Source organism: Pseudomonas sp. TE3910 (genome assembly GCF_056279025.1).
The window spans coordinates 4,216,318-4,242,702 of sequence record NZ_JBWBQN010000001.1 but is presented as its reverse complement, the minus strand read 5'-3'; the positions used below and the strand labels follow the sequence as shown (position 1 = coordinate 4,242,702).

Below are 26,385 nucleotides of genomic sequence, written 5' to 3'. Positions count from 1 at the left end.
TCAACCCTCTTGTTCTGCTGCCGGGGTGTGGATACGGATCTCACGCTGCAACTGCACGAGGTACTGTGGGTCGGTAATGCCAAAGCCGATCTGGCTCACGGCCATGGCCGCAATGGCAGTTGCCCGCCGCAAGGTGGTCTTGGCGTCGTCGCCAGTCAGCAGCCCGTGGACCATGCCCGCCAACAACGAATCACCGGCACCCACGGTACTGGCGACCTTCACGCGGGGCGGCGAGGCGTGCAAGGTGGCCTGGGCGTTGAACCAGGTAACGCCCTCGGCCCCTTGAGAAATCACCACTTCCTCAATGCCCAGGTCCAGCAAACGGCGCGCTGCGGCGTGTTGCTCGGTAAAACTGTGCAGCGGCGTTTCCAGTACTTCAGCCAGTTCGTCGGTATTGGGCTTGACCAACCACGGCATGCTGGCAAGGCCGGCCCGCAAGGCCTCGCCACTGGTGTCCAGCGCCACCTTCAGCCCCAAGGCCTTGAGGCGGGCAAGCAGTTGTGCAAACCACAGCACGGTGACGCCAGGCGGCAGGCTACCGGCCACGACCACGGCGTCATGCCCCGGTGCGATGTGCTCAAGACGCTCCAGCAGCGCCACAAAGGCCGATTCGTTGACCTCCGGCCCCGGGCCATTGATGTCCGTCACCCGCCCTGTGCCTTCGACCAGCTTGATATTGCTACGGGTCTGCCCCGGAACACGAATGAAGCCGTCAACAAAGCCACGCTGTACCATCAGCGCCTCAAACGGTTGAAGGTTATCCGCCCCCAGAAAACCGCTTACTGTCACCTGGTGCCCCAGGTCGGCCAGCACCTGAGCCACGTTGAGCCCTTTGCCAGCGGCATGAGCCTGCAGGCCTTTGCTGCGGTTGACGGTGCCCGGCTGCAAGTGCTCCAGCGTAACGGTGAGGTCCAGTGCCGGGTTTAGGGTCAGCGTCAGGATCTTGGCCATCAGAGTATCTCCACCAGCGCCCGCACATCGGCGGCGCTACCCTGAGCCAACGCGTCACGCGCCAACTGCCGGGTGTGTTCATAATTCAGTTCACGTACCTGAGCCTTGACCTCGGCGATGCTGCGCGCCGCCACGCTCAGTTCATCCACCCCAAGGCCCAGCAGGATTGGCACCGCCTGTGGGTCGGCCGCCAGTTCGCCGCATACCCCGACCCACTTGCCGTGGGCATGGGCTGCACGCACCGTCGTGTCGATCAAGTGCAGTACCGCAGGGTGCAGGCCATCGGCCTGGGCGGAAAGCGTCGGGTGACCACGGTCAATGGCCAAGGTGTACTGGGTCAGGTCATTGGTGCCGACGCTGAAGAAGTCCACTTCACGGGCCAGCACCGGCGCCAGTATGGCCGCCGAAGGCACTTCGATCATGATCCCTACCTGCAGGTCGCTGACCTCGATTTCCTGACGCAGGCGCTCGACCATCGCCCGCGCTTCGCGCCACTCCTCCAACTGCCCGACCATCGGAAACATGATCCGCAGCGGGCGGTTGTCGGCGGCGCGTAACAGGGCCCGCAGCTGGCTCTCCATGATCTGCGGCCGTTGCAGCGTCAGGCGAATACCGCGTACACCGAGGAACGGGTTTTCTTCCTGTTCGATCGGCCAGTAGGGCAACGGTTTGTCCCCTCCGACATCAAGGGTTCGCACCACCAGTGGCCGCCCGTCGAGACCATCGAGCACCTTGCGGTACTCCGCCTCCTGAGTCGCTTCATCGGGCGCGCTCTGGTGGGCCATGAAAATCAGCTCAGTGCGCAGCAAGCCGATGCCTTCGGCTCCGTGGTCGACCACCGCCGCGATACCTGCGCTTTCACCGATGTTGGCAAAGACTTCGATCGCGTGCCCATCCAGGGTGTGCGCCGGTTCCAGACGACGCGCACGGGCGGCCTGCAAACGCTGTTCACGACGATCACGCTCGGCCAGGGAGCGCTGCAACAGCGCAGGCTCGGGCGCCACATGCAAACGTCCGCGCTGGCCGTCGAGCAGCAACGGCGTGCCTTGGGCAATCAACAACACTGACGCCCCCGCCCCCACCACCGCAGGAATGCCAAGCGCACGGGCAACAATGGCGCTGTGCGCGGTAGCGCCCCCGCGGGCGGTAAGAATGCCGGCAACACGGGCCGGGTCAAGCCGGGCGACATCGGAAGGCCCAACCTCTTCCATGACCAGCACATAAGGCGCGTCCGGCAAGGCTACATCGGCCTCGCCACACAACTGAGCCAGCACCCGGCGACCGACGTCGCGCAGGTCGGCGGCACGTTCAGCGAGCAGGGCATCGTGCAGGGCTTCCTGCTGTCGGGCTGCGCCATCGATTACCGCCATCCACGCGGCTTCGGCGCTTTCGCCCTGGCGCAGACGCTGTTCAACCTCATCGCCCAGTTCGGGGTCGTCGAGCATTTCCAGGTGGGTGATGAAGATTTCACGGATCGCCTTGGCCTGGCTGCGCTTGATCACCCCGTCGATATCTTCACGTACGGCCGCGAGCGCCTGCTGCAATCGCTCGCGCTCCACTGCAGGTGATTCACCGCGCAGTGGATAGTCGAATTCGCGCAACACCTGGACATGCGCCGGGCCGCTGGCGATTCCAGGGGCGGCCGCCACCCCTTGAATCAACGCACCTGCCACCGGGGCCTGAACCAGCGGTTGTATCACCTCGGCAACCACAGGCTCGGGCGCAAGAGTCGGCAACGGCTCGATCTCCTCGCCCAGCCCCTCTTCCACTGCGGCCAGCAAGGCCGGCAACGCGTCAGCCGCAATGCTTGGCTCGGCGATGAATTCCAACAACTGCCCACGGTGAGCACCCAGGCTGAGCAGCTTGCTCAAGCTCTTCGCCGAGACGGCAACCTGACCGGTTTCCGGCAAGCGCAGGCGAATTTCGCCCTCAAAGGCCTTGGCCAACTGCGCAAGGATCTTGGCCGGGCGCGCGTGCAGGCCATGGGCATTGGCCAGGGTAATGCGTGCGCTGGGCCAGTCGACCGGCACTTCGCCACCCAATACTTCCAATACCGTGCGGCTGCTGGTGGCGCGGAACAGCTCCTGGCCACGGCCTTCGATCAGCAGTGTGCATAAACGTTCGAGCAGCGCCTGATGGGCTTCGCCCAGGCTGGCCAGACAGAACAACCCGTTCAAGGGCTGGCCCAGGTAACGCAGCGGTTGTGCCGGGGTCACGAACGCCAGGCCCGGTTGCCGCACCGTCTGCTCGCTGTGCAACCACCAAAGCCCATCGCCCAGTGGCAACGCTTCGACTTGCTGGAGCACCGCCGCAAAGCCGTTCCCCACGCATTCGGCACGCCGCAGCAGGCGTGCGCCGCGCCAGACCAGCTCCTCGAAATCTTCCGACGGCACGCCAAGGCCGATCAGTTGAGCATCCAGCGCCAACGCTTGCGGTGCGCCCTGCAGCAATTTCAACAGTGCCTCGGCAGAGGAGGCACGGCGCAGCGCCTCACCCAAGTCGGTTTCACCCAAGGCCCGGGTCAGCAGTTGCAGCAGCCGCAGGTGCTCATCGGATTTGGCGGCGATGCCAATGGCCAGGTAAACCTTCTGACCGTCGCCCCAGTCCACACCGTCGGGAAACTGCAACAGCCGCACGCCGGTGGTATGCACCAGGTCGCGGGTCTGTGGAGTGCCGTGGGGAATGGCGATGCCCTGGCCAAGAAAGGTCGAGCCTTGTGTCTCGCGGGCCTGCAACCCGGCCAGGTAACCTTCGGCGACCAACCCGTCAGCGACCAGCAGGTCCGCCAACAGTTGCAGTGCGGCCGGTTTATCCACAGCCGTCTGGCCCATGGATATCTGCTCTACGGTGAGCTCGAGCATGACCCTCTCCTTTGCAGCGCCAGGTGGGCGCCGAGGTATTGTTGTGGATATTTCAGCACAGTCCTCAGAGGTCTGGCCTTGGCGCCGGTGGCTAGCAGGGCAGAAAAAGCGCCAGCTGAAACGTTTAATCTATAATGACGATCACGTTACTCGATAATCTGCGATCTATGAAGCCCCATCTTGTCGGGCAACTGCGACAATAGTCGTCTGCGCTACTGCGATGAGATCGGCGAAACTACCCAGTCAGGCTTCGCAGCCAAGACCTGGTAATAACAAGGATAATTCGGTGAAACTCAGCGATATCGCTCGCCTGGCCGGTGTGTCTGTGACCACCGCCAGCTATGTCATCAATGGCAAGGCCGAACAGCAACGCATCAGTAACAGTACTGTAGAGCGGGTGCGTGCAGTGGTCGATGCACATGGCTTCACGCCCAACCCACAGGCCGCGGGCCTGCGCAGCAGACACACGCGCACCCTGGGGTTCATCCTGCCTGATCTGGAAAACCCCTCCTACGCGTGCATCGCCAAACGGCTGGAGCAAGGCGCCCGCGCCCAGGGCTATCAGTTGCTGATCGCCAGCAGCGACGACAACCCCGAGAGCGAGCGGCAGTTGCAGCAGTTGTTCCGCGCACGCCGTTGTGATGCCTTGTTTGTCGCCACCTGCCTGCCAGAAGACGACGACAGCTATCGGCAATTGCAGGCTAAAGGCCTGCCGATCATTGCCATCGACCGTACGCTGGACGCCGCGCATTTCTGCTCGGTGGTCAGTGATGACCAGAACGCCAGCCTGCAGTTGACCCGCAGCCTGCTGGAATCGGCGCCCAAGCACATCGCCCTGATTGGTGCGCGTGCCGAACTGAGCGTCAGCCAGGCCCGTACCCGTGGCTTCGATCAGGCGCTGGAAGGCTTTACCGGCAGCATCAGCCACTATCAGGGCGAGGCCTTCAGCCGTGACTGCGGTCGCCGCCTGATGGGCGAACTGCTGGCCGATCTGGGCCGCCTGCCCGACGCACTGGTGACCACCTCCTACGTGCTGCTGCAGGGCGTGTTCGACGTACTGCAAAGCCGTCCAGCCGACTCCCGTGCTGTGCATCTGGGCACCTTTGGTGACACCCAGTTGCTGGACTTCCTGCCACTGCCAGTCAACGCCATGGCCCAGCAGCACGGGCTGATCGCCGAAACGGCGCTGAAACTGGCTTTGGCGGCGGTTGAGAAAAACGATTACACACCGGGTGTCCATGCCATTGGCCGGACCTTCAAACAGCGAATCTTTGCGGCCTGACCATGCGCCTGATCGACACCCACACGCACCTGGACTTTCCGGACTTCGATGCTGACCGCACAGCATTGCTGGCCAATGCCCGGGCCCAGGGTGTCGAGCGCATGGTGGTGCTGGGGGTGTATCGGGACAACTGGCAACGGATCTGGGACCTGGTGCAAAGCGACGCACAGTTGTATGCCGCGTTTGGCCTGCATCCGGTGTACCTGGATGAGCACCGCGCCGAGGATCTGCTGGCACTGAAAGACTGGCTGAACCGCTTGCACGGCGCGCGCCAGCTGTGTGCAGTGGGTGAGTTTGGCCTGGACTACTACCTGGAAACCCTCGACCGGGATCGGCAAAACACCTTGTTTGAAGGCCAGTTACAGCTGGCAGCTGACTTCAACCTGCCAGCACTGCTGCATGTACGGCGCAGCCACGCTCAGGTCATTGCAACCCTCAAGCGCTACAAGCTGGCTCGCGGTGGAATAATCCACGCGTTTGCCGGCAGTTACGAAGAAGCCAGGGAGTACATCAAGCTGGGCTTCAAGCTCGGCCTGGGTGGCGCGGCCACCTGGCCACAGGCACTGCGCCTGCGCAAAACCATTGCGCGTTTGCCACTGGACAGCGTGGTACTGGAAACCGACGCCCCGGACATGGCACCGGTGATGTTTGCCGGGCTGCGCAACAGCCCGGAACACCTGCCACAGATTGCCAGCGCGCTGGCCGAGCTGATGGGCATTGTGCCCGAGCAGTTGGCCGAGGCCAGCAGCCTCACGGCCTGTGAGCTATTTGGCTGGTAACCCCTCGTACAGCGAACGGGCCTGATCCTAGACCCGAAACGCCCCAATCAAACGCTTGAGCTCCAGCACCTGGGTAGACAGTTGCCGGCTGGCATCTTCGGTCTGGTGCGCGCCGTCACTGGCATGCTCGGCGGCGCGGTTGATCTGCACGATGTTCTGGTCGATGTCATGGGCTACCGCGGTCTGCTGCTCTACCGCAGCGGCAATCTGCTGGTTCTGGTCGACGATCGTACTGACGGCCCCCAGAATGTTCTCCAACGCCTGCTGCACCTGCTCGGACTGGCCCACCGTCCCCGATGCCATCTGATGGCTGCTGTCCATCGCCTTGACCGCAGCGCCCACGCCACCCTGCAAGCGTGAAATCATCTGCTCGATTTCTTCGGTCGATTGCTGAGTGCGCTTGGCCAGTGTTCGCACCTCATCGGCCACCACGGCGAAGCCACGGCCTTGTTCGCCGGCTCGGGCCGCTTCGATAGCCGCGTTCAATGCCAGCAGGTTGGTCTGTTCGGCAATGCTCTTGATCACCTCCAGTACCCGGCTGATGGCCTGGCTGTCATTGGCCAACTGGTTGATCACCTGTACCGATTGATCAATCTCACTGGCCAGGCGGGCAATGCTGCCTTGCTGCAACGCCACCAGGCTGCGCCCACTGACGGTATCCCGATTGACCCCATGGGCGCTGTTGACCGCCGCCGCCGTGCTGCGTGCGACCTCCTGGGCCGTCGCCGACATCTGGTTCATCGCCGTGGCCACCTGTTCGATCTGCCCCCGCTGACCGCTGACCGCCTGGTTGCTGCGCGCAGAAACGGCATGCACCTGCCCGGCCTGGTACTCAACCTGCGCCACGGTCTGGCCAACCTGCTCGATCAGGTCGTGAATACGCCGCACCGTGGCATTGAACACCTGCCCCAACTCACCCAGCTCATCGCGGCTGTGGGCCTGGAAGTTCACGGTCATGTCGCCGGCCGCCACCTCATCCATCACAACGCCAAGACGCTTCAGCGTGCTGCGGGTCGAGGCATAGAAGCCGCTGTACAGGTAGACGATCAACAGGAATATGCCCGCCAGGGCCGCCACCAGCAGTGTCATGTGCTGACGGTATTCCCCCAGTCGCTGCTGCAACTCCAGGCGCAGAAAGTCCACGGTTGCACTGTTGAGTTGGTAGGTCTGCGCCATCAAGTCGCTAGCCTGTTGATAAAAAGCTGGCCACGGCGCATCAAGTGTGTCGGCCATGACCACCTGCTCCTCGAACAGCTCACTGGCCTGCTTCAATGAGGACTGGCTGGCTGCAGCGTGCGCCCCCAGGCTCGCCTTCGCCCGCGGCTCAATGGCCAGGGCGTCCTGCACCTTGATCGCATAGTCCGCTGCGAGTTTGTCGAGGGCCTGCAGCAGTTCCTCGAAACGGGTACTGGAGGACGAATTGAGAAAGCCTTGACCAAGGGAATAGGCGCCCATGGCTCGCCCCTCACCCAAGGCCTGAGTGACCTGCGGGGTTGCGCTGATCAACAGCTCACTGAGTTGGCGAACGACACGCTCATCATCCTGGCTCAGCCCGGCCTGGCTGGCGATGAGCTTGCTCAGCACCTGGGCCTGCGCCAGCAGCTTGTCAAACAGTGCTGCCTTGCTCAACAAGGACGATTCGCTCTGCGCGCGCTGGAACACGGCCAGCATTTCACTGCGTTTGCCCTCGAAGGCTCGCACCTGCGCCTCATCGACCGACACCGAGTTCAAACCCTGCAGGCGGGACAACAGTTGCTGTTCAAGGGCCGAGATTTTCACCTCGACATCCTCGGCCTTGCCCGACTGCCCCAGCACAGCATTGATCTGCACCAGGTTGCCCAAGGTTTCCAGATCACTGCGCAACATCAGGCTGCTGCCAAGCAGATCAAGGCTTTGCAGCTCGACACGGGTGGCATTGAGCTGGGCATACGCGTCGCGGACCAGATAGAAATTGGTCACCAGCATGGGCAGGAAAAACAGGACGCTGATCAGGCTGAACTTCTTCCCGAAACTCAGGCGGTTCATCAGCGCAACGGCGGGATACAAGAGGCGCTTCACGGGTCGTCTCCTTGATTCTTATTGTTCTATAGGCGCAATGGCTCTAGGCCACCGGCGATGTTCACCAGGTCCTGTATAACGCATATCGATGCGGGGTTTTGTAACTTAAGGTTAACCGGCGGATCGAGCCCGAGCTCGATCCGCCATGGTTTCAGGCAAGGACGGTCCAGAGGGCGAAGCCGGCGTACCAGAGTACGGCGGAACGCAGCAGCAGTTCCCAGAGGGTGTCCAGATCGGCAAGGCCATCAGGGCCGACCGCAGCGCCCTGAGAGAGCTCACCCGCCGCACGGCCGGCGATGTGAATCAGCCGACCGGCGCTGATGTGCCAGTTCAGCAACTCGTGCAACAACGCACGGCTGACCGCAACGAAATTGCCGACCAAGGCAAAGCTCAAGGCCAACAAGCGTACGGGCAGCCAATCGAAGGCATGCCGTACCTGCCCGGCACAGTCACGCAATGCCTCGTTACGCGCATGAGCCGCCGTCAGTGCCAACAGGCGGTAACCCAACGCGATGGCCGGGCCCAGCAGGAAGTACCAGAAAATCACCGCGAACAGGCTCTGGTAGGCCTGCCACAGCAGATGCCCTTCAACCCGCTCAATCAACATGGTTTCATTGTCGGCGGCCAAGCCCAGATCACGCTCAGCCACATGCAGTGCGGCCTGCTCATCGCCACGCCGCCACGCATCGCGAAACGCGCCCAGCGACGCCTTCACATCACCGCGCCCCAAGCTGTAAATCAGCACCAGCAAGTGGATCGGAAAGACCAGCAAACCATACGCCACCGGTTCCAGCGCATGCACGAGCAACGCCAGCAACGCCACCGGCAGCAGCACCAGAATACCCAGCGCCCACCACGGATGGGTTTTGCCGCTACGCTCCAGTCGCGCCAACTCGCCAAGAAAGAAGCCATCGCGTTGCAGGCGCTGACGCAATGCCGAAAACTTCTCGATCCACAACACCAGCAACAACACCAGAAAACTCATGATTTCTCCTCGCTATCCTGCAGGGCGGCGCGGTAACGCGCCCAATCAAAGGCTGGGCCCGGATCCGTCTTGCGACCCGGGGCAATCTCACTGTGGCCGCGAATCCGTTCGCGGCTAATCGCTGGCCAGGCCGCCTGCAGTTGCCGGGTCAGCACCTGCAAGGCCTGATACTGGGCATCGGTGAAGGGCATATCGTCGGTGCCCTCCAGTTCGATACCCAAAGAAAAGTCGTTACACCCTTCGCGACCGTCAAATGCCGAGACACCGGCGTGCCAGGCCCGATCCAGGCAGGACACGAACTGGGTGACGGCACCATCACGCTCGATCAAAAAATGCGCAGAAACGCGCAAGGTCTTGATGGTCTCGAAAAACGGGTGCTCGTCAGGGTCCAAACGGTTCTGGAAGAACGCCTGAACCTTGCCGGTGGCGAATTGCGCTGGCGGCAAGCTGATATTGTGGATCACCAGCAGGGAAATGGCTTCGCCATCAGGGCGGGCGTTAAAGTTTGGCGAAGGGCAATGGGTGATGCCGGCAACCCAGCCGGTAGCACGGTCCAACTGCATAGAAATTCCTGAAAGCAACCCAAAGACAACGCCAGTATGCCCCGTCGCACAGGCAGATGTATCGTGAAAAAGTGTGTTCTCGAGTAGCCAAACCCTGCACAACACGCCGCTTGTTTGCTGCAACCCCGGCACGGGCTGACCTATAATCCCGGCCACTTAGCTTGTGGAGCCCGCCATGCCGAATTTACGCCTCGCCGATCTGACTGCCGAAATCGAAGCCAACGTGCGCCGTGCGTTGCTCGAAGACATTGGCAGCGGCGACATCACTGCCCAACTGATCCCCGCCGAACGCCTGGCCAAGGCCACCATCATCACCCGTGAGAACTGCGTCATCAGCGGTACTGCATGGGTGGATGCGGTGTTCCGCCAGCTCGACCCTCGGGTGGCGGTGCATTGGCAGGTCAGGGACGGCGACCGGGCCAGGCCCAACCAGATCCTGTTCACCCTTGAAGGGCCGGCACGCTCGCTGCTCAGTGGTGAACGCAGCGCCTTGAACTTCCTGCAAATGCTCTCCGGTGTTGCCACCCAAGCGCAGTTCCTCGCCGACAAGGTTGCCCATACCCAGGTCAAACTGCTCGACACCCGCAAGACGCTCCCAGGCCTGCGCCTGGCGCAGAAGTATGCCGTCACCTGCGGCGGCTGCCACAACCACCGGATCGGCCTCTACGACGCCTTCCTGATCAAGGAAAACCACATTGCGGCCAGCGGCGGCATCGCCGAAGCGATCACCGCGGCACACCGCATCGCCCCCGGCAAACCCGTGGAAATCGAAGTGGAAAGCCTGGCCGAGCTGAAGCAGGCACTGGACGCTGGTGCCGACATCATCATGCTCGACGAACTGAGCCTGGACGACATGCGCGAAGCCGTCCGTCTGAATGCTGGCCGTGCCAAACTCGAAGCAAGCGGCGGGATCAACGAAAGCACCTTGCTGGTGATCGCCGAAACGGGGGTGGACTACATATCCATCGGTGCCATGACCAAGGACGTCAAGGCGGTGGACCTGTCGATGCGCCTGAGCCTGTAAGGGCTCAGAGGGCTTACCGCACCTACGCGGCCCCTGGCCTGAAAAAACAAACCCCCGCTCAAAGGCGGGGGTTTGTCATCTACCTGCGCAGAATCAATGTGCCGCGTTCTGCAGGCCATCCAGGTAGCGCTCGACGTCCAGTGCAGCCATGCAACCGGCACCGGCCGAGGTAATCGCCTGGCGGTACACATGGTCAGCCACGTCACCGGCAGCAAACACACCCTCGATGTTGGTGGCAGTGGCGTTGCCGTCACGGCCGCCGTTGACTACCAGGTAGCCGTCCTTGAGGGTCAGTTGGCCTTCGAACAGCGACGTGTTCGGGGTATGGCCAATGGCGATGAACACGCCGTCGACCTTGATGTCTTCGCTGCTGCCATCGTTGTTCTTCAGACGCGCACCAGTCACGCCCATGTCGTCACCCAGCACTTCGTCCAGCGTGGCGTTGAGCTTCAGCACGATCTTGCCTTCGGTCACACGGGCGTGCAGCTTGTCGACCAGGATCTTCTCGGCACGGAAGGTCTCGCGGCGGTGAACCAGAGTGACCTTGCTGGCAATGTTGGCCAGGTACAGGGCTTCCTCGACAGCGGTGTTACCGCCACCCACTACGGCCACCTCACGGTTGCGGTAGAAGAAACCGTCACAGGTAGCGCAGGCCGAAACACCTTTGCCCATGAAGGTTTCTTCCGACGGCAGGCCCAGGTAGCGAGCGCTGGCACCGGTGGCGATGATCAGTGCATCACAGGTGTAGGTGGCGCTGTCACCTTTGAGGGTGAACGGCTTTTGCGCCAGGTCTACGGCGTTGATGTGGTCGAACACCACTTCAGTCTCGAAACGCTCGGCGTGCTCCTGCATACGCTGCATCAGTGCCGGGCCGGTCAGGCCGTGGGCGTCGCCCGGCCAGTTGTCGACTTCGGTGGTAGTGGTCAACTGGCCACCAGCCTGCATGCCGGTGATCAGCAGCGGCTTGAGGTTGGCACGGGCAGCGTACACCGCGGCGCTGTAACCGGCAGGGCCGGAACCGAGGATGATCACTCGCGAATGACGTACTTCAGACATGACACTCTCCTGTCGACCTGGCCTGCAGCGGCCAGTGTCGTAACGCCGGGATCGCCGGCTGGAATAAAAAAGAACCTGCGAAGCACTTGGGGAAGGCTATTGGCCGCAGGTCCTGAAAACAGCGGGTTACAGGCTCTTGGCGTTTTCCGCCAGGTAGTCGGCAACACCCTTGGCATCGGCCTTCATGCCTTTCTGGCCTGGACGCCAGCCGGCCGGGCACACTTCACCGTACTGTTCGGTGAACTGCAGGGCTTCGACCAGACGAATCATCTCGTCGACTTCACGACCCAGCGGCAGGTTGTTGACTACCTGATGCTGCACCACGCCTTTCTGGTCGATCAGGAACGAAGCGCGCAGGGCAACGCCGGCGTCATGCTCGATACCATAGGCACGGGTGATTTCGTGTTTAACGTCAGCGACCATGGTGAATTCGACTTCGCCAATGCCGCCCTTCTCCACCGGCGTGTTGCGCCAGGCGTGGTGGGTGAACTGCGAGTCGATGGAAACACCGACCACTTCAACACCCAGCTCACGGAACTTGTCCATACGGTTGTTGTGGGCAATGATTTCCGACGGGCAGACGAAGGTGAAGTCCAGCGGCCAGAAGAACAGCACGACGTATTTGCCGCGCAGGGAGGAAAGCTTGAAGCTGTCAACGATCGAACCGTCACCCAGCACTGCCGCGGCATCGAAATCAGGGGCTTGCTTGTTAACCAGAATGCTCATGAAAACTCCTTGAAGATTGAATTCGAAGGCGTTGAAAAGTTGTGCGCACTGTAGCGAGGTGGCAGAGATTAAGGAAATATCCTTAGACAATCTACCTTATAGACGACCTCTATTTACCGTCTTGGGAATGGCCTGATCCTCTATGACCTACGGGTCACAAGCGACCTCGGCTTTTGTTACATCGCGTGTCGCCAAGCCTTGCCGGCTTTCACCGGGTGCCCAAACTGGGTAATGTCAGCGCGTTTTATCCTCACGCGGAGCCTTCTATGCAAGCCCCTGTTCTTTCTGGCCCGGACTACCTGCGCCAGGGCTTAAAACTGGTACTCAGCCCGGGCCTGCGACTGTTCGTGTTGCTGCCTTTGACTATCAACCTCGTACTGTTTTTCGGCCTTGTTTACCTTGCCGGGCACCAGTTCAGCCTGTGGGTCGACACGTTGATGCCCAGCCTGCCGAACTGGCTGAGTTTTCTCAGCTATATCCTGTGGCCGCTGTTTGTCGTGCTGGTAGCGCTGATGGTGTTCTTCACCTTCACCCTGCTCGCCAATATCATCGCCGCCCCGTTCAATGGCTTTCTGGCTGAAAAGGTCGAAGCGGTAATACGCGGCAGCGATCAGTCGCCGCCGTTCAGTTGGAGCGAACTGGTCGCCATGGTGCCGCGCACGCTGAGCCGTGAGCTGCGCAAACTGGGCTACTTCCTGCCACGCACCATCGCCCTGTTCATCCTGTCGCTGATTCCGGTGGTCAACCTGATCGCGGCGCCATTGTGGCTGGTGTTCGGGATCTGGATGATGGCCATTCAATACATCGACTACCCGGCCGACAACCACAAGCTGGGCTGGAACGAAATGCTCGCCTGGCTGCGGGAAAAACGCTGGAAGAGCCTGAGCTTCGGCGGCTCGGTGTACCTGGCGCTGCTGATCCCGTTCGTCAACATCCTGATGATGCCGGCGGCGGTAGCAGGGGCCGTGGTGTTCTGGGTACGTGAAGACGGTGACAAGGCGCTAGCGCCGACGAAGGTAAGCTGACGCCTTGATACGGCCTGCCTTCTGGCAGGCCGTATCGCTTCTGGTCAGGCTGGCATCAGCTCGCCAGGTGGCTGGAGAACTGGCCTACCGCGCTGACAACGCGCTTGGCGCCGTCCTGAATTTCGACAATCACCGTTCCGGTCTGCCCGACCAGCTCCAGGCCTTGTTCGGCCTGACGCTTGCTGCTGTCGATAATGTCCACTGCGGCTTTGGCCAGCTGTTCGTTCTGCTGCACCACCCGGGCGATTTCCTCGGTGGCGGCGCTGGTACGCGACGCCAATTGCCGTACTTCGTCGGCAACCACCGCGAAACCACGGCCTTGTTCACCCGCGCGAGCGGCTTCAATGGCCGCGTTGAGCGCCAGCAGGTTGGTTTGCCCGGCAATGTCGCTGATGGTCTTGATGATCGAGCCGATCACCTGAGACTGCTTGTCCAATGCCTCGATACCCTCCGCTGCATCCTGCATGTAGGCCTCAAGGCCACGCATGACTTCAACGGTATTGCTCACAACTTCGGCGCCCTTCTGAGCGCTGGCGTCGGTCTGCTGAGAGGTCTCGTAGGCAATGTTGGCGGCCTCGGCAACAGCTTGTTCCTGCTTGACCTGATCGGTGATTACCGTGGCGAACTTGACCACTTTGTACAGCACGTCGTGCGCATCGATGATTGGGTTGTAGGACGCCTCCAACCAGACTTCACGCCCATGGGCATCAATGCGCTTGAAACGGTCAACGATGAACTCGCCACGGCGCAGCTTGTCCCAGAACGCCTGATAATCGGGCGAGTTGTAATCTTCCGGCGTACAGAACACCCGGTGGTGCTTGCCGCGCAGCTTCTCGAGGGTATAACCCATCGTCTGCAGAAAGCGGTCATTGGCCGTGAGCACTTCGCCGTCGAGATTGAACTCGATCACAGCCGTAGAGCGCATCAGCGCATTGATCAGGCTTTCATGCTCACGAGAGGTTTCAATGGTGCGGGTCAGGTCGCTGGAGTGCAGCGTAAAGTACTGAAGCCGCCCTGCACTGTTCTTGACTGGCTGCAAAATCGAACGCAGCCAGGCTTCCTCACCGTTGCCACGCAGCAGACGGAAAGCACCATTGAGGTGTTCACCGCGGGTGATGGCACCCCTCATTTTCGTGTAAAAATCGAGCTGTTTGACGTGGGACGGAACGATTTCTTCGATGTTGCGGCCAACCAACTGGCTGCTGTCGTACAGCATCTCTTTCTCGAAGTTGCTGTTGACCGACTCGATACGGCCCTGCGGGTCTAGGTGCAGTACCAGCATCTCACTGTCGAGGCTGCTTTTGACCTGCTCCATGGAAAGCAGGTCTTCACGCAGCTGGAGGATTTCTTTTTTCAGTTTGCTGTTGAACATTACCGCCCCTGGAGCGCAAGACCTTCAATTGAATGCATCTGCATCGGCCGATTGTTCGACATTCTTGAGCGCACCGGTGCGAAATATTTCGGTCACACAAGCCCCAAGGTCAGGCGTCACAAAGCCGTCATGCCACCGTCACGCCTGCGCAATCCGCGGGCATGAAACTGTACGTCATGACAGCACATACCTTGCGCATCGCCCTGGTCAGCGAGACCTTCCCACCCGAAATCAACGGGGTCGCCAACACGCTGGGCCGCCTCAGCGAGGGCCTGCGCTCACGCGGGCATGATGTCGAACTGGTGCGCCCGCGCCAGGCAAGTGATTTACCTGGCACAGGCGACGACCAGGCACTGTTGTGCCGTGGCTGGCCACTGCCCGGCTACCCCGGCTTGCAATGGGGCCAGGTGTCGATGCACAAACTCCTGCGTCACTGGCGCCGGCAGCGCCCGGACGTGCTGTACATCGCGACCGAAGGCCCCCTCGGCTTGAGCGCCCTTCGGGCTGCACGGCGCCTGGGGATTGCCGTGGTCAGTGGCTTTCACACCAACTTTCAGCTGTACACCGCCCCATACGGTCTGGGCCTGCTGAAGCATGCACTCACCCACTACCTGCGCTGGTTTCACAACCGCACGCACACCACCCTGGTACCGAGTATCAGCCAGCGCCAGACACTGCAACGACGAGGTTTCGAGCGCCTGGGCCTGCTCGCCCGCGGTGTCGACAGCCACCTGTTCAACCCGGCGCGACGCAGCCAGACGCTGCGTGAACACTGGGGGTTGGGTAACGAGGACATTGCCCTGATGTACGTCGGGCGATTGGCTGTGGAAAAGAACCTGGGCCTGTTACGCCGCAGTGTCGAGGCGCTGTGCCAGGCTTATCCACAGCGGCGCATCAGGCTGATTGTGGTCGGCGACGGCCCTCAGCGGGCTGCACTGGAACAGCAACTGCCACAGGCGGTTTTCTGTGGTGCCCAACGCGGCACAGCCTTGGCCGAACACTATGCGTCCGGGGATATCTTCCTGTTCCCCAGCCTCACGGAAACCTTCGGCAATGTCGTGCTTGAAGCCCTGGCGTCAGGGCTGGGGGTCGTTGCCTACGATGAAGCCGCTGCGGCTCAGCATATCCGCCACGGGCACAGTGGCGCACTGGCCATGCCAGGTGACGAGAATGCATTCATCGACGCCGCCAGTTGGCTACTTGAAGACAGTGAGACCTTGCGCCGGGTACGCCTGAATGCTCGCCAACATGCCAGCCGCCAATGCTGGCCAGCGATTGTCGAGCAATTCGAGGCCTACTTGCGTACAGCGTGCGAACAAGCGGCCAGCGTGCGCCAACCACCTGTCCCACTGACGATCAAACCGGGCTCATCCGCACCTCACGGGTGAACGAAATCGCCCGTTAGAACGGGTTAGCCCAGGGCTTTCTCGATCGCCTGCACCACGGTCGGATCATCCGGCGCGGTACGCGGAGCAAAGCGGGCCAACACCCGACCATCCTTGCCAACCAGAAATTTTTCGAAGTTCCAGGTGATATCGCCTGGGAACTCCGCGCCTTCGCCAGCCAGCAAACGGTACAGGGGGTGTCGCTGCGGACCGTTAACGTCCAGTTTGCTGCCCAGAGGGAAATTCACCCCATAGTTAAGGCTGCAAAAGGCCTGGATCTCGCTCTCGGTGCCCGGCTCCTGCCCGGCAAACTGGTTGCACGGCAAGCCCAGCACGTTGAAACCCTTGGCTTTGTACTGCTGATAGAGGTTTTCCAGCGCAGCGTATTGCGGCGTCAACCCACACTTGGAGGCGACGTTGACCACCAGCACCACCTGGCCCTTGAAGGGCGCCAGGGGTAACTCCTGGCCATCCAGCGCTTGCAACTTCAGGTCGTGAAATACACTCATGACTAACTCCTCTATTGCCAATCCGGGCCACGGCGCCCTTTTGGCTCGCCCACTAAAAAGGCGCCCGGGCTGATCGCAGGTCCCAGTGGGTGCCTGACCGATCGTCCCGACCGCCTTCGCGACTTCCTGAGCTTAGCGCAGAAAATCAGTGGTGATGACCACCTTCGCCGTGGATGTGGCGATGTGCGATTTCTTCTTCGCTGGCGTCACGAACGTCTACCACTTTGACCTGGAAGGTCAGGCGCTGGCCAGCCAGTGGGTGGTTGCCATCGACGGTAACGTCGTCGCCGTCCAGATCACGGATGGTGACGATCTGCATTTGGCCGTCCGGCGCCGAAGCGTGGAACTGCATGCCGACTTCCAGCTCGTCGACACCTTCGAACATGCTTCGGTTCAGGGTGCTGACCAGTTCAGCCAGGTATTCGCCGTAGGCATCTTCAGGTTCGATGGCAACGTTCAGTTCCTCACCGGCTTTCTTGCCTTCCAGAGCCTTCTCCAGGCCCGGGATGATGTTGCCTGCGCCATGCAGGTAGACCAGCGGAGCGCCGCCGGCGGAGCTGTCGATGACCTCACCAGCGTCGTTGGTCAGGGTATAGTCGATGGAGACAGCCTTGTTGGCGGCGATCAGCATGGGGCGAGACCTTTTGCAGAAGAATATAGAGCCATAAGTGTAACCAAGGCCTCGTCCGAAAGCGAACGTAACCCAGACAAACGGAATACCATGAGCGACAGCCGCATTCTCGGTTTTCATCAGGACGAGGACGGCCACTGGGTGGTCGAATTGTCCTGCGGCCATACTCAGCACCTGCGCCACCAGCCGCCCTGGCAATCGCGCGCGTGGGTGCTGGACGCCGACCAGCGCCAACAGCGTATCGGCCAGCCTTTTTCCTGCGGCTGGTGCGCGCAGGGTGTCGATAGCGATACCCTTGGCAATTGATTCTTTTGCACAGCTCACCTCGAGACGCTCGCATGCAGACATTTTTTATCGCGCCGACCGACTTTGGTGTCGGCCTGACCTCCATCAGCCTGGGCCTGGTCCGCACCTTGGAGCGGGCCGGCCTGAAGGTGGGCTTTTTCAAGCCGATCGCCCAGCCACACCCAGGAGATACCGGTCCAGAGCGCTCCACCGAGCTGATCGCACGCACCCACGGTTTGAAGCCGCCGAAGCCACTGAGCCTGGCCCACGTCGAGCGCATGTTGGGCGACGGCCAGCTCGATGAGCTGCTCGAAGAAATCGTCACCCTCTACCAGCAAGCCTGCGAGGGCAAGGACGTGGTCGTCGTGGAAGGCATGGTGCCGACTCGCCACGCCAGCTACGCTGCGCGGGTCAACCTGCACCTGGCGAAAAGCCTGGATGCCGAGGTCATCCTGGTCTCGGCACCGGAGAACGACGTGCTGGCCGAACTGTCCGGGCGGGTCGAGCTGCAAGCGCAGCTGTTCGGTGGGCCGAAGGACCCGAAAGTGCTTGGGGTGATCCTCAACAAGGTGCGTAGCGACGAAAGCATGCACGCCTTCGCCACGCGCCTCAAAGAACACTCGCCGGTGCTGCGCAGCGGCGATTTCCGCCTGCTTGGCTGCATCCCCTACCAGGCCGACCTCAATGCACCGCGCACCCGCGATGTGGCGGAACTGCTTGGCGCCCAGGTGCTCAACGCCGGGGACTGTGAACAACGGCGGATGAACAAGATCATCCTCTGCGCCCGTACCGTCGCCAATACGGTGCCACTGCTTACGCCTGGCACCCTGGTGGTAACCCCCGGCGACCGCGACGACATCATCCTCGCCGTCAGCCTGGCATCGATCAATGGTGTACCGCTGGCCGGCCTGCTCCTGACCAGCGACAGCAAACCCGACCCGCGCATCCTCGAACTCTGCCGGGGAGCACTGGCGGCAGGCCTGCCGGTACTGTCGGTGAGCACGGGTTCCTACGACACAGCCAACCAACTGAACCAGCTCAACAAGGAAATACCGGTCGACGACCGCGAGCGCGCCGAGATTATCACCGACTTCGTCGCCAGCCACCTCGACGCCAGCTGGCTGCATCAGCGCTGTGGCACCCCACGGGAGATGCGCCTGTCACCTGCGGTGTTCCGTTATCAACTGATCCAACGTGCCCAGCAGGCCAACAAACGCATCGTCCTGCCGGAAGGCGCCGAGCCCATGACCGTGCAGGCTGCGGCCATCTGCCAGACCCGCGGCATCGCCCGGTGTGTGCTGCTGGCCAAACCGCAAGAGGTGCAGGCGGTGGCCCGCGCCCAAGGTATCGAGCTGCCAGAGGGCCTGGAAATCCTCGACCCGGACTTGATCCGCGAGCGCTATGTCGAGCCGATGGTCAACCTGCGCAAAAGCAAGAGCCTCAACGCGCCAATGGCGGAGCAGCAACTGGAAGACCCGGTGGTCATCGGCACCATGATGCTGGCGCTGGACGAAGTCGACGGGCTGGTCTCGGGCCTGGTGCACTCCACCGCCAACACCATCCGCCCGGCCTTGCAACTGATCAAGACCGCGCCGGGCTGCACCCTGGTCTCGTCGGTATTCTTCATGCTCTTCCCCGAGCAGGTGCTGGTGTACGGCGACTGCGTGATGAACCCGCACCCCAGCGCCAGCGAGCTGGCCGAAATCGCCCTGCAGAGCGCCGACTCGGCCGAAGCCTTCGGCATCACGCCACGGGTTGCGATGATCAGTTACTCCAGTGGCGACTCAGCAAGCGGCGAAGAGGTGGAGAAAGTACGCGAAGCCACCCTGCTCGCCCAGGAAAGCCAACGCGACCTGCAGATTGACGGCCCACTGCAATACGACACGGCGGCCAACGAAAACACCGCCCGCGAACTGGCGCCAAACAGCCCGGTAGCAGGTCGCGCCACGGTGTTCGTCTTCCCAGACCTCAACACCGGCAACACCACCCACAAAGCCGTGCAGCGCAGTGCCGACTGCGTCAGCCTCGGGCCAATGCTGCAAGGCCTGCGTAAACCGGTCAACGACCTGCCCCGCGGCGCCCAGGTCGACGACATCGTCTACACCATTGCCCTGACTGCGATTCAGGCCAACCGCTCTCTGGATAGTTGAACCATGCTCGCTTTTCTGCCCGCGCCTGTGCGCGGGATCATTGCCTCGTTGCTGCTGGGGCTGAACACCCTTGTGTGCTGTACCCCGCTGTTCATCGTCAGCCTGTTCAAGCTGTGCTTGCCGTTTCCGGCGGCACAGAAGCTGACCGACGAACTGATGCGCCACATCCACGAAGCCTGGATCAGCAACAACAAGGGCTGGATGAACCTGATCAGGCATACCCACTGGCAGGTGGAGGGCCTGCAAGGGCTCGGCTACCAGCACAGTTATCTGGTCACCAGTAACCACCAGAGCTGGGTGGACATCCTGGTGCTGCAGTACGTGCTGAACCGGCGTATTCGGCCGCTGAAGTTCTTCCTCAAGCACGCCCTGATCTGGGTACCGGTGATCGGGCTGGCCTGGTGGGCACTGGGCTTTCCGTTCATGAAACGCTACTCCAAGGCCCACCTGGCCAAACACCCGGAGAAGCAAGGCAAGGACCTGGAAACCACGCGCCGCACCTGCGCAAAGTTTCGTGGCACGCCAACCGCCATCTTCAACTTTGCCGAAGGTACCCGCTTCACCCAGGCCAAACATGTCGAACAGCAGTCACCGTTCCAGCACCTGCTCAAGCCCAAGGCCGGCGGCATCGCCTTCGTGCTGGATGCGATGGGTGAACAACTGCAATCGATCATCAACGTGACCCTCTACTACCCAGACGGTGCGCCGGGTTTCTGGGACCTGCTGTGCGGGCGGATGACACGGGTAGCGGTGCATATTCAGGAACTGGCCATTCCCGAGGAGTTCCTCGGCAAAAGCTATGACCAGGATGACGCGTACCGGCTGGCGTTCCAGCAATGGATCAACCGGCTATGGGAAGAGAAGGATCAGCATTTGGCGCAGTTACACCGTCAACGCTGATACCCGTAAGGCGGGTTACTACATACCGTAGCAATCCGCCTTGCTGGCCACAGGCCGACGGTTACTGGTACTGCTGACCAGGAATCGGCTTCAGGTTGACCTCTACACGACGGTTTTGTGCACGGCCATTGGCATCGGCGTTGCTCGCAACCGGCTGATCCGGGCCAGCACCGCGTACCGACAGACGCGAACTGTCAACGCCCTGGGATGTCAGGTAAGTGCTGACAGCCTGCGCACGGCGCTGCGACAGGTCCATGTTGTGCTGGCGGCTGCCGGTGCTGTCGGTGTAGCCAACGATTTCAATGGTGTTCTGGTTGAACTGCTTGAACGAGTTGGCCAGGTTGTTCAGCGGCGAATAGAAGCTTGGGGCGATATCCGACGAGTCGGTGCCGAAGGTAATGTTGCCCGGCATGATCAGCTTGATCTGATCGCCCTGGCGCTGCACTTCCACGCCGGTGTTGGCCATGCTTTCACGCAGTGCCGCTTCCTGCTTGTCGGCGTAGTAACCGTAACCGGCCGCCGCTGCACCCACAGCTGCCGCACCGATCAGTGCGCCCTTGCCACGGTTGTCGTGGTTGATTGCAGCACCCGCGATTGCGCCGGCCAGCGCGCCAAGGCCGCCGTACTTGGCAGTTTTGCTCATTCCAGTGCTTTGCTGTGCCTGCCCTTGGTTATCGTAAGGGCTTGGGGTGGCACAACCGGACAGCATGGCAACAGCAGTAGCGACGATAATCAGACGACGCGAGGTGAACATGGAAAAGCTCCTACAGGGATTCTAAAGCACATCGAAAATTGGCAGACCTATACGGGCGTTGGAACGCGACAAACGCAAATAATTCCCTGGCTTAGGCCCGAACAAATGGATTTTCACGCATTTCATCACCCAAACGGGTGTCTGGTCCATGCCCGGTTATAACGGTAGCGTCCTCATCCAGCCGGTACAGGCGCTCTTTGATCGAACGGACAATGGTCGGCTGATCGCCGCCCCATAAATCGGTACGGCCAATACCACGACGAAACAGCGTGTCGCCAGCGATCAGCAACTTGGCATCGGCGAACCAGAAACTCATCGAACCCGGGGTATGCCCCGGCGTGTGCAAGGCAACCCCACAACCGCACGCCAACTCTTCGTCATCGGCCAGCCAGCGATCCGGCGACGGTACCGGCGTGTAGGGTACGCCGAACATCCGGCACTGCATTTCCAGGTTATCCCAGAGGAACTGGTCTTCCTTGTGCAAGTGCAGCGTAGCACCGGTCTTTTCCTTCAACAGGCCGGAGGCCAGGAAATGGTCCAGGTGCGCATGGGTATGGATGATACTGACCAGCTTCAAACCGTGAGCTTCAAGGCGCGCGATAATCTGCTCATGGTTGCCGCCCGGGTCGACAACGATGGCCTTCTTGGTAATCGGGTCGCCGATCAGGGTGCAGTTGCACTGCAAAGGGCCGACGGGGAAAGTTTCGCGGATCAGCGCGGGGCTGGCGGTTTGCATGAGATGATCCTGCCAAAAGGTGATGGCATATTTTGGCACAGCCGGCTGAACCCGCCGATATCACTTTCGTGAAAACAGGCCGGTAGTCGGTTCAAAACCCCAGCGCCAGCGTCTGCCTGCCTTCCAGTGCCAACAGGAACTGCTTGGCCGCCAACCCACCGGCATAGCCGGTCAAACTGCCCGAGGCGCCAATCACCCGGTGGCAAGGGACAATGACCGAAATCGGATTCTTGCCGTTGGCTGCCCCTACGGCGCGCACTGCTTTCGGGCAGCCAATCTGCCGGGCGATGTCACTGTAGCTACGGGTTTCGCCAAACGGGATCGTCAACAGCGCTTGCCAGACCTTGCATTGAAACTCAGTACCGACAAAGTCGAGGTCCAACTCAAAGCGCTTTCGTGTACCGGCGAAGTACTCACCGAGCTGCCGCTCGGTGGCCAGCAACACCGGGTTTTCAACCGCCTCACGCACGGCACTCAAGAGAACCCGATTGGGCTTCTCGTTTTCCCAGAGCACTGCGGCGAGCCCGGAGGCGCTTGCAATCAGGGTCAATTGGCCGACAGGTGAACCCATCATCTTGAATACGTAGGACATGCCCTGAATTCCATAAATCATCGTGAGGTCAGCAGCGCATCCCCATCTGAAGGCTCCAGATGAAATTCGCGTTTTTTTGACGCCAAATTAACCAACTAGCCTGTATCAACGCTACAGATTCTGATAAAAAGCGCGATACCGTAGCGGCCACCCAAGGAAAGGCCGCCGTTCGCCCAGGAAGCTAAAATGCCCAGTCCACTCGGTTACTCCTCTGTCTGGTACGCCTCTCTCAGCAACAACGTCCAGCTCAACAGCCTTTTGTTTGGTACTGCCTGGGGCAACGGCGCGAGTACGACGAACCTGACGTACAGCTTCATCAATCCATACGTCTCGCTTTTCGCCCGCAGCTATTCCGACGACAACGAGTACCAGGCAAGCTATGCCCTGACTGCGCCGCAACAGGCCGCCGTCACCAGCGCCCTGAATAGCTGGTCTGCGGTAGCCAACATCAAGTTTACCCAGGTAAAGGAAACTACGAGCAACGTCGGCGACCTGCGTTTTGGCGGTTACGCCTACATGAGTGACGACACCGCAGCCTGGGCCTACTTTCCTGACAGAGCGCCCAGTGCTGGCGATGTCTGGATCGGGCCAGCAACCAACAACAAGGCGCCGGTCAAGGGCACCTATGACTACATGACCTTTGTGCATGAGATTGGCCATGCACTTGGCCTGAAACACCCCTTCAGCACCAGTGCCTACAACTACACCGTACTGGCGCCAGAGCTCGATGATGTCCACTACACCCTGATGAGCTACAACAACGCCTATTCCTTTGAGCCCACCTCGCCCATGTTGCTGGACATCCTGGCGATCCAGAAGCTCTATGGCGCAAATACCCAATGGCAAACCGGTAACAACACCTACCAGTGGGGCGCCGACCAATCAGTCTTCGAAACCCTCTGGGATGCCGGCGGCATCGATACCCTTGACGCGAGCAACCAGAAAGCCTCGGTACGCCTCAATTTGAATGAAGGCCAATTCAGCAACATCGGCAAAGCCTTCTATGACCAGACGGACATGACAGCCATCAACAACGGGCTGGGTATCGCCTATGGCGCAAAAATCGAAAATGCCACGGGGTCGGCCTTTGGCGACACCCTGATTGGCAACGCCCTGAACAACGTGCTGGATGGTCGTGGCGGCAGCGACACAATGATCGGCGGTTCGGGAAACGACACCTATATTGTCGACAACGTCGGTGATATCGTCAGTGAAACCAGCACCCTGAGCAGTGAGATCGACACCGTTCTCTCCTCAGTCAGTTACGCTCTGAGCGCCAACATTGAAGTGCTGACGCTCACCGGTAAAGCCAACACCAACGGCACTGGCAACGCACTCAATAACCGCATCACCGGTAACGCCGGAGCGAACGTGCTGGACGGCGGTGCCGGGGTCGACACCCTGATCGGTGGCACCGGCAACGACACCTACGTGGTCGACAACAGCGCCGACATCATCATTGAAACCAGCACCTTGGCCAGCGAGATCGACACCGTTCGTGCCTCAGTGAGCTGGACCCTGGGCGCCAACCTGGAAAACCTTACCCTGACGGGCAGCGGTAACCTCAACGGCACCGGCAACACCCGCAACAACGTGCTGACCGGCAACAGTGCCAACAACACCCTGAACGGTGGCGCAGGCAATGACCAACTCAATGGCGGGGCGGGCAATGACCTACTCGAGGGTGGCCTGGGTGCCGATACCCTCAGTGGCGGCCTTGGCAATGACATCTATGTGATCGACAACATCGCCGACAAGGTCATCGAGGCCAGCAACGAAGGCCGCGACCTGGTCCGCAGCAGCATCAGCTACACCCTGGCCGCCAACGTCGAAGACGGCCTGCTGGTGGGCAGCGGCGCGCTCAAGCTGGTGGGCAACGCGCTGAACAACACCCTGACCGGCAACGGTGGCGCCAACGTGCTGGACGGCGCTGGCGGTGCCGATGTCCTCGACGGAGGCGCTGGCAACGACACCTACTACGTCGATAACCTCGCGGACACCATCATCGAACGAGGCGCCTCGCCAACCGAGATCGACAATGTCTTTTCAACAGTGAGCTGGACCTTGGGCGCCAACCTGGAGAACCTGACCCTCACCGGCCTGGCTGCGATCAACGGCACCGGCAACGCACTCAACAACCGCATCACCGGCAATGCCGGAGCAAACATCCTGGACGGCGGTGCCGGGATCGACACCCTGACCGGTGGCACCGGCAACGATACCTACGTGGTCGACAACCTGCGCGATGTCATCATCGAAAAAAGCACCTCTGCCAGTGAAATCGACACAGTTCGCACTTCAGTGAACTGGACCCTGGGCGCCAACCTGGAAAACCTCGTGCTCACCGGCAGCAGTAACCTCAGCGGTACCGGCAACACGCGCAACAACGTGCTGACCGGCAACGCAGGCGACAACCTGCTAAACGGCGGTGCAGGTGCCGATACCCTCAGCGGCGGCCTCGGCAATGACATCTATGTGGTCGACAACATCGCCGACACGGTCATTGAGGCCAGCGGCCAAGGCCGCGACCTGGTGCGCAGCAGCGTCAGCTACACCCTTGCCGCCAACGTTGAAGACGGCGCGCTGCTGGGTAGTGGCGCACTCAAGCTGACCGGCAACACACTGAACAACACCCTGACGGGCAACAGCGGCGCCAACCTGCTCAACGGCGCTGGCGGTACCGATACCCTCGACGGCGGTGCAGGTAACGACACCTATTACGTCGACAGCACCGACGACCTCATCATTGAACGAGGAACATCGCTCAAGGAAATCGACAGCGTCTTCTCTTCGGTCAATTGGACCTTGGGCGCCAACCTGGAAAACCTGACGCTCACCGGCAGTGCCAACCTGAACGGCGCCGGCAACACCCTCAACAACCGCATCACCGGCAACGCAGGTGACAACCTGCTGGACGGTGGCGCAGGTATCGACACCCTGATCGGTGGTACCGGCAACGACACTTATGTGGTCGACAACCTGCGCGACACCCTCGTTGAAACCAGCACCCTGCCCCGCGAGATCGATACCGTGCGCGCTTCGGTCAACTGGACCCTGGGTGCCAACCTGGAAAACCTGACCCTTACCGGCAGTGCCAACCTGAACGGCACCGGCAACGGACTCAACAACATGTTGATCGGCAACAGCGCCAACAACACCCTGAACGGTGGCGCAGGCAATGACCAACTCAATGGCGGGGCGGGCAACGACCTGCTGATCGGCAGCCTCGGCACCGACACACTCACTGGCGGCAGCGGCGCCGACCGGTTCGTCTTCAACCTGCTGAACGAGTTGGGCAAAGGCAACGCACGCGACGTCATCACCGACTTCAACAGCACCGAAGGCGACAAGATCGACCTGTCGAAGCTCGACGCCAACGTCCTCGCCAAAGGCATCAACACCTTCAGCTTCATTGGTGCCGATGCGTTCAGCGCCGCCGGGCAAGTGCGCTTTGTCGATCACATCCTCTACGGCAACGTCAACGCCACCCCGGACGCTGACTTCGAGATTCACCTGGTGGGCGTCAACAGCTTCAGTGCGCAGGATATGATTGGCTGATGACGGTAACTCGCAGGCAGTAAAAAACCTGGGCAATCTCAACGCCAAGCCGACTTGTTTCTTGAGGCAGGAATAAAATTGGAAGTGAGCATGGTGGCGCACCTACTGTGGGAGCACACCTTGGTGGCGATGGAACCCGCAGGGTTCCCTGCGTATGCAGTTCGTTCCAAAGCCGGTACAGAAGACCCAAAGTGCCAATATTC

20 protein-coding genes and 2 pseudogenes are annotated in these 26,385 nt (G+C 61.0%); 9 read left to right on the top strand and 13 right to left on the bottom strand.

Annotation, left to right across the window (positions count from 1 at the left end):
- Together pfkB and ptsP are read right to left on the bottom strand one after the other, a co-directional pair.
- The gene (gene pfkB / locus ACZ9H3_RS19340) at positions 1–951 is read right to left on the bottom strand and encodes a 1-phosphofructokinase (protein WP_476222028.1); all 951 of its coding nucleotides are present in this window, start codon (positions 949–951) and stop codon (positions 1–3) included.
- Complete coding sequence (gene ptsP / locus ACZ9H3_RS19335; RefSeq protein WP_476222026.1) at positions 951–3,812, bottom strand: phosphoenolpyruvate--protein phosphotransferase; 2,862 nt, start codon at positions 3,810–3,812, stop codon at positions 951–953. Before ptsP ends, pfkB begins: the two co-directional genes overlap by 1 nt.
- A gap of 286 nt (positions 3,813–4,098) precedes the next feature.
- On the opposite strand from ptsP, the gene cra reads away from it, so the two are divergent.
- A complete protein-coding gene (gene cra / locus ACZ9H3_RS19330) occupies positions 4,099–5,094 on the top strand; it encodes a catabolite repressor/activator (RefSeq protein ID WP_065761151.1) in 996 nt (331 codons plus the stop codon).
- Positions 5,095–5,096: 2 nt separating this feature from the next.
- Positions 5,097–5,873: a TatD family hydrolase gene (locus ACZ9H3_RS19325; RefSeq protein ID WP_476222024.1), complete on the top strand. Its 777-nt coding sequence runs from the start codon at positions 5,097–5,099 to the stop codon at positions 5,871–5,873.
- A 27-nt stretch (positions 5,874–5,900) separates the two neighbouring features.
- Here the strand turns inward: ACZ9H3_RS19325 and ACZ9H3_RS19320 are convergent.
- The 3 genes and pseudogenes from ACZ9H3_RS19320 to ampD form a co-directional block, all read right to left on the bottom strand.
- Positions 5,901–6,473: pseudogene (locus ACZ9H3_RS19320) on the bottom strand (methyl-accepting chemotaxis protein); the annotation flags it as partial.
- A gap of 1,609 nt (positions 6,474–8,082) precedes the next feature.
- Positions 8,083–8,916, bottom strand: a complete 834-nt coding sequence (gene ampE, locus ACZ9H3_RS19315; protein WP_099773570.1) for a regulatory signaling modulator protein AmpE — start codon at positions 8,914–8,916, stop codon at positions 8,083–8,085.
- A complete protein-coding gene (gene ampD, locus ACZ9H3_RS19310; protein WP_099773569.1) occupies positions 8,913–9,479 on the bottom strand; it encodes a 1,6-anhydro-N-acetylmuramyl-L-alanine amidase AmpD in 567 nt (188 codons plus the stop codon). Before ampD ends, ampE begins: the two co-directional genes overlap by 4 nt.
- Before the next feature lie 175 nt (positions 9,480–9,654).
- On the opposite strand from ampD, the gene nadC reads away from it, so the two are divergent.
- Positions 9,655–10,503, top strand: coding sequence for a carboxylating nicotinate-nucleotide diphosphorylase (gene nadC, locus ACZ9H3_RS19305; protein WP_476222022.1), 849 nt, complete (start codon positions 9,655–9,657; stop codon positions 10,501–10,503).
- A 93-nt stretch (positions 10,504–10,596) separates the two neighbouring features.
- Here nadC and trxB read toward each other — a convergent pair whose 3' ends face one another.
- Entirely contained in the window at positions 10,597–11,559 is a 963-nt protein-coding gene (trxB, locus tag ACZ9H3_RS19300; protein WP_099773567.1) for a thioredoxin-disulfide reductase, read from the bottom strand.
- Between the two features lie 126 nt (positions 11,560–11,685).
- A complete protein-coding gene (locus tag ACZ9H3_RS19295) occupies positions 11,686–12,285 on the bottom strand; it encodes a peroxiredoxin (protein ID WP_330521949.1) in 600 nt (199 codons plus the stop codon).
- Between the two features lie 266 nt (positions 12,286–12,551).
- Between ACZ9H3_RS19295 and cysZ the strand changes: the two genes are divergently transcribed.
- Entirely contained in the window at positions 12,552–13,310 is a 759-nt protein-coding gene (cysZ, locus tag ACZ9H3_RS19290; protein ID WP_454240742.1) for a sulfate transporter CysZ, read from the top strand.
- Positions 13,311–13,365: 55 nt separating this feature from the next.
- Here the strand turns inward: cysZ and ACZ9H3_RS19285 are convergent, their stop codons facing one another.
- Positions 13,366–14,682 (bottom strand): methyl-accepting chemotaxis protein, encoded by a 1,317-nt coding sequence (locus ACZ9H3_RS19285; RefSeq protein ID WP_330521947.1) that lies wholly within the window; start codon positions 14,680–14,682, stop codon positions 13,366–13,368.
- Positions 14,683–14,858: 176 nt separating this feature from the next.
- Here ACZ9H3_RS19285 and ACZ9H3_RS19280 point away from each other — a divergent pair, with 176 nt between their 5' ends.
- Positions 14,859–16,070 carry a glycosyltransferase family 4 protein gene (locus tag ACZ9H3_RS19280; RefSeq protein WP_330521946.1) on the top strand — a complete coding sequence of 404 codons (1,212 nt, stop codon included), beginning with the start codon at positions 14,859–14,861 and terminating at the stop codon, positions 16,068–16,070.
- 23 nt (positions 16,071–16,093) lie between these two features.
- Here ACZ9H3_RS19280 and ACZ9H3_RS19275 read toward each other — a convergent pair whose 3' ends face one another.
- Both ACZ9H3_RS19275 and ACZ9H3_RS19270 read right to left on the bottom strand, forming a co-directional pair.
- Entirely contained in the window at positions 16,094–16,576 is a 483-nt protein-coding gene (locus ACZ9H3_RS19275; protein ID WP_065759115.1) for a glutathione peroxidase, read from the bottom strand.
- A gap of 145 nt (positions 16,577–16,721) precedes the next feature.
- Complete coding sequence (locus tag ACZ9H3_RS19270; protein WP_065759116.1) at positions 16,722–17,207, bottom strand: FKBP-type peptidyl-prolyl cis-trans isomerase; 486 nt, start codon at positions 17,205–17,207, stop codon at positions 16,722–16,724.
- Between ACZ9H3_RS19270 and ACZ9H3_RS19265 the strand changes: the two are divergent.
- The 3 genes and pseudogenes from ACZ9H3_RS19265 (at position 17,176) to ACZ9H3_RS19255 (ending at position 20,542) form a co-directional block, all read left to right on the top strand.
- Positions 17,176–17,513, top strand: a pseudogene (locus tag ACZ9H3_RS19265) (DUF3565 domain-containing protein). The gene ACZ9H3_RS19270 and the pseudogene ACZ9H3_RS19265 overlap by 32 nt on opposite strands.
- Positions 17,514–17,545: 32 nt before the next feature.
- Positions 17,546–19,642: a phosphate acetyltransferase gene (gene pta, locus ACZ9H3_RS19260; RefSeq protein WP_330521945.1), complete on the top strand. Its 2,097-nt coding sequence runs from the start codon at positions 17,546–17,548 to the stop codon at positions 19,640–19,642.
- A 3-nt stretch (positions 19,643–19,645) separates the two neighbouring features.
- On the top strand, positions 19,646–20,542 hold the full coding sequence (locus tag ACZ9H3_RS19255; protein WP_476222018.1) for an acyltransferase: 897 nt from the start codon (positions 19,646–19,648) through the stop codon (positions 20,540–20,542).
- A gap of 61 nt (positions 20,543–20,603) precedes the next feature.
- Here ACZ9H3_RS19255 and ACZ9H3_RS19250 read toward each other — a convergent pair whose 3' ends face one another.
- The 3 genes from ACZ9H3_RS19250 to ACZ9H3_RS19240 form a co-directional block, all read right to left on the bottom strand.
- Entirely contained in the window at positions 20,604–21,296 is a 693-nt protein-coding gene (locus ACZ9H3_RS19250; protein WP_065759119.1) for a YiaD family glycine zipper/OmpA-like lipoprotein, read from the bottom strand.
- A 91-nt stretch (positions 21,297–21,387) separates the two neighbouring features.
- Positions 21,388–22,032: an MBL fold metallo-hydrolase gene (locus ACZ9H3_RS19245; protein ID WP_476222016.1), complete on the bottom strand. Its 645-nt coding sequence runs from the start codon at positions 22,030–22,032 to the stop codon at positions 21,388–21,390.
- A 91-nt stretch (positions 22,033–22,123) separates the two neighbouring features.
- Entirely contained in the window at positions 22,124–22,624 is a 501-nt protein-coding gene (locus ACZ9H3_RS19240) for a methylated-DNA--[protein]-cysteine S-methyltransferase (RefSeq protein WP_099773561.1), read from the bottom strand.
- 186 nt (positions 22,625–22,810) lie between these two features.
- Between ACZ9H3_RS19240 and ACZ9H3_RS19235 the strand changes: the two genes are divergently transcribed.
- Positions 22,811–26,182, top strand: coding sequence for a M10 family metallopeptidase C-terminal domain-containing protein (locus tag ACZ9H3_RS19235; RefSeq protein ID WP_476222013.1), 3,372 nt, complete (start codon positions 22,811–22,813; stop codon positions 26,180–26,182).
- Positions 26,183–26,385: the final 203 nt, after the last annotated feature.

Coding starts and splice junctions, on each gene's coding strand:
- pfkB (WP_476222028.1), bottom strand. CDS start 951: ATGGCCAAGATCCTGACGCTGACCCTAAACCCGGCACTGGACCTCACC.
- ptsP (WP_476222026.1), bottom strand. CDS start 3,812: ATGCTCGAGCTCACCGTAGAGCAGATATCCATGGGCCAGACGGCTGTG.
- ACZ9H3_RS19325 (WP_476222024.1), top strand. CDS start 5,097: ATGCGCCTGATCGACACCCACACGCACCTGGACTTTCCGGACTTCGAT.
- ampE (WP_099773570.1), bottom strand. CDS start 8,916: ATGAGTTTTCTGGTGTTGTTGCTGGTGTTGTGGATCGAGAAGTTTTCG.
- ampD (WP_099773569.1), bottom strand. CDS start 9,479: ATGCAGTTGGACCGTGCTACCGGCTGGGTTGCCGGCATCACCCATTGC.
- nadC (WP_476222022.1), top strand. CDS start 9,655: ATGCCGAATTTACGCCTCGCCGATCTGACTGCCGAAATCGAAGCCAAC.
- trxB (WP_099773567.1), bottom strand. CDS start 11,559: ATGTCTGAAGTACGTCATTCGCGAGTGATCATCCTCGGTTCCGGCCCT.
- ACZ9H3_RS19295 (WP_330521949.1), bottom strand. CDS start 12,285: ATGAGCATTCTGGTTAACAAGCAAGCCCCTGATTTCGATGCCGCGGCA.
- cysZ (WP_454240742.1), top strand. CDS start 12,552: ATGCAAGCCCCTGTTCTTTCTGGCCCGGACTACCTGCGCCAGGGCTTA.
- ACZ9H3_RS19285 (WP_330521947.1), bottom strand. CDS start 14,682: ATGTTCAACAGCAAACTGAAAAAAGAAATCCTCCAGCTGCGTGAAGAC.
- ACZ9H3_RS19280 (WP_330521946.1), top strand. CDS start 14,859: ATGACAGCACATACCTTGCGCATCGCCCTGGTCAGCGAGACCTTCCCA.
- ACZ9H3_RS19275 (WP_065759115.1), bottom strand. CDS start 16,576: ATGAGTGTATTTCACGACCTGAAGTTGCAAGCGCTGGATGGCCAGGAG.
- ACZ9H3_RS19270 (WP_065759116.1), bottom strand. CDS start 17,207: ATGCTGATCGCCGCCAACAAGGCTGTCTCCATCGACTATACCCTGACC.
- pta (WP_330521945.1), top strand. CDS start 17,546: ATGCAGACATTTTTTATCGCGCCGACCGACTTTGGTGTCGGCCTGACC.
- ACZ9H3_RS19255 (WP_476222018.1), top strand. CDS start 19,646: ATGCTCGCTTTTCTGCCCGCGCCTGTGCGCGGGATCATTGCCTCGTTG.
- ACZ9H3_RS19250 (WP_065759119.1), bottom strand. CDS start 21,296: ATGTTCACCTCGCGTCGTCTGATTATCGTCGCTACTGCTGTTGCCATG.
- ACZ9H3_RS19245 (WP_476222016.1), bottom strand. CDS start 22,032: ATGCAAACCGCCAGCCCCGCGCTGATCCGCGAAACTTTCCCCGTCGGC.
- ACZ9H3_RS19240 (WP_099773561.1), bottom strand. CDS start 22,624: ATGTCCTACGTATTCAAGATGATGGGTTCACCTGTCGGCCAATTGACC.
- ACZ9H3_RS19235 (WP_476222013.1), top strand. CDS start 22,811: ATGCCCAGTCCACTCGGTTACTCCTCTGTCTGGTACGCCTCTCTCAGC.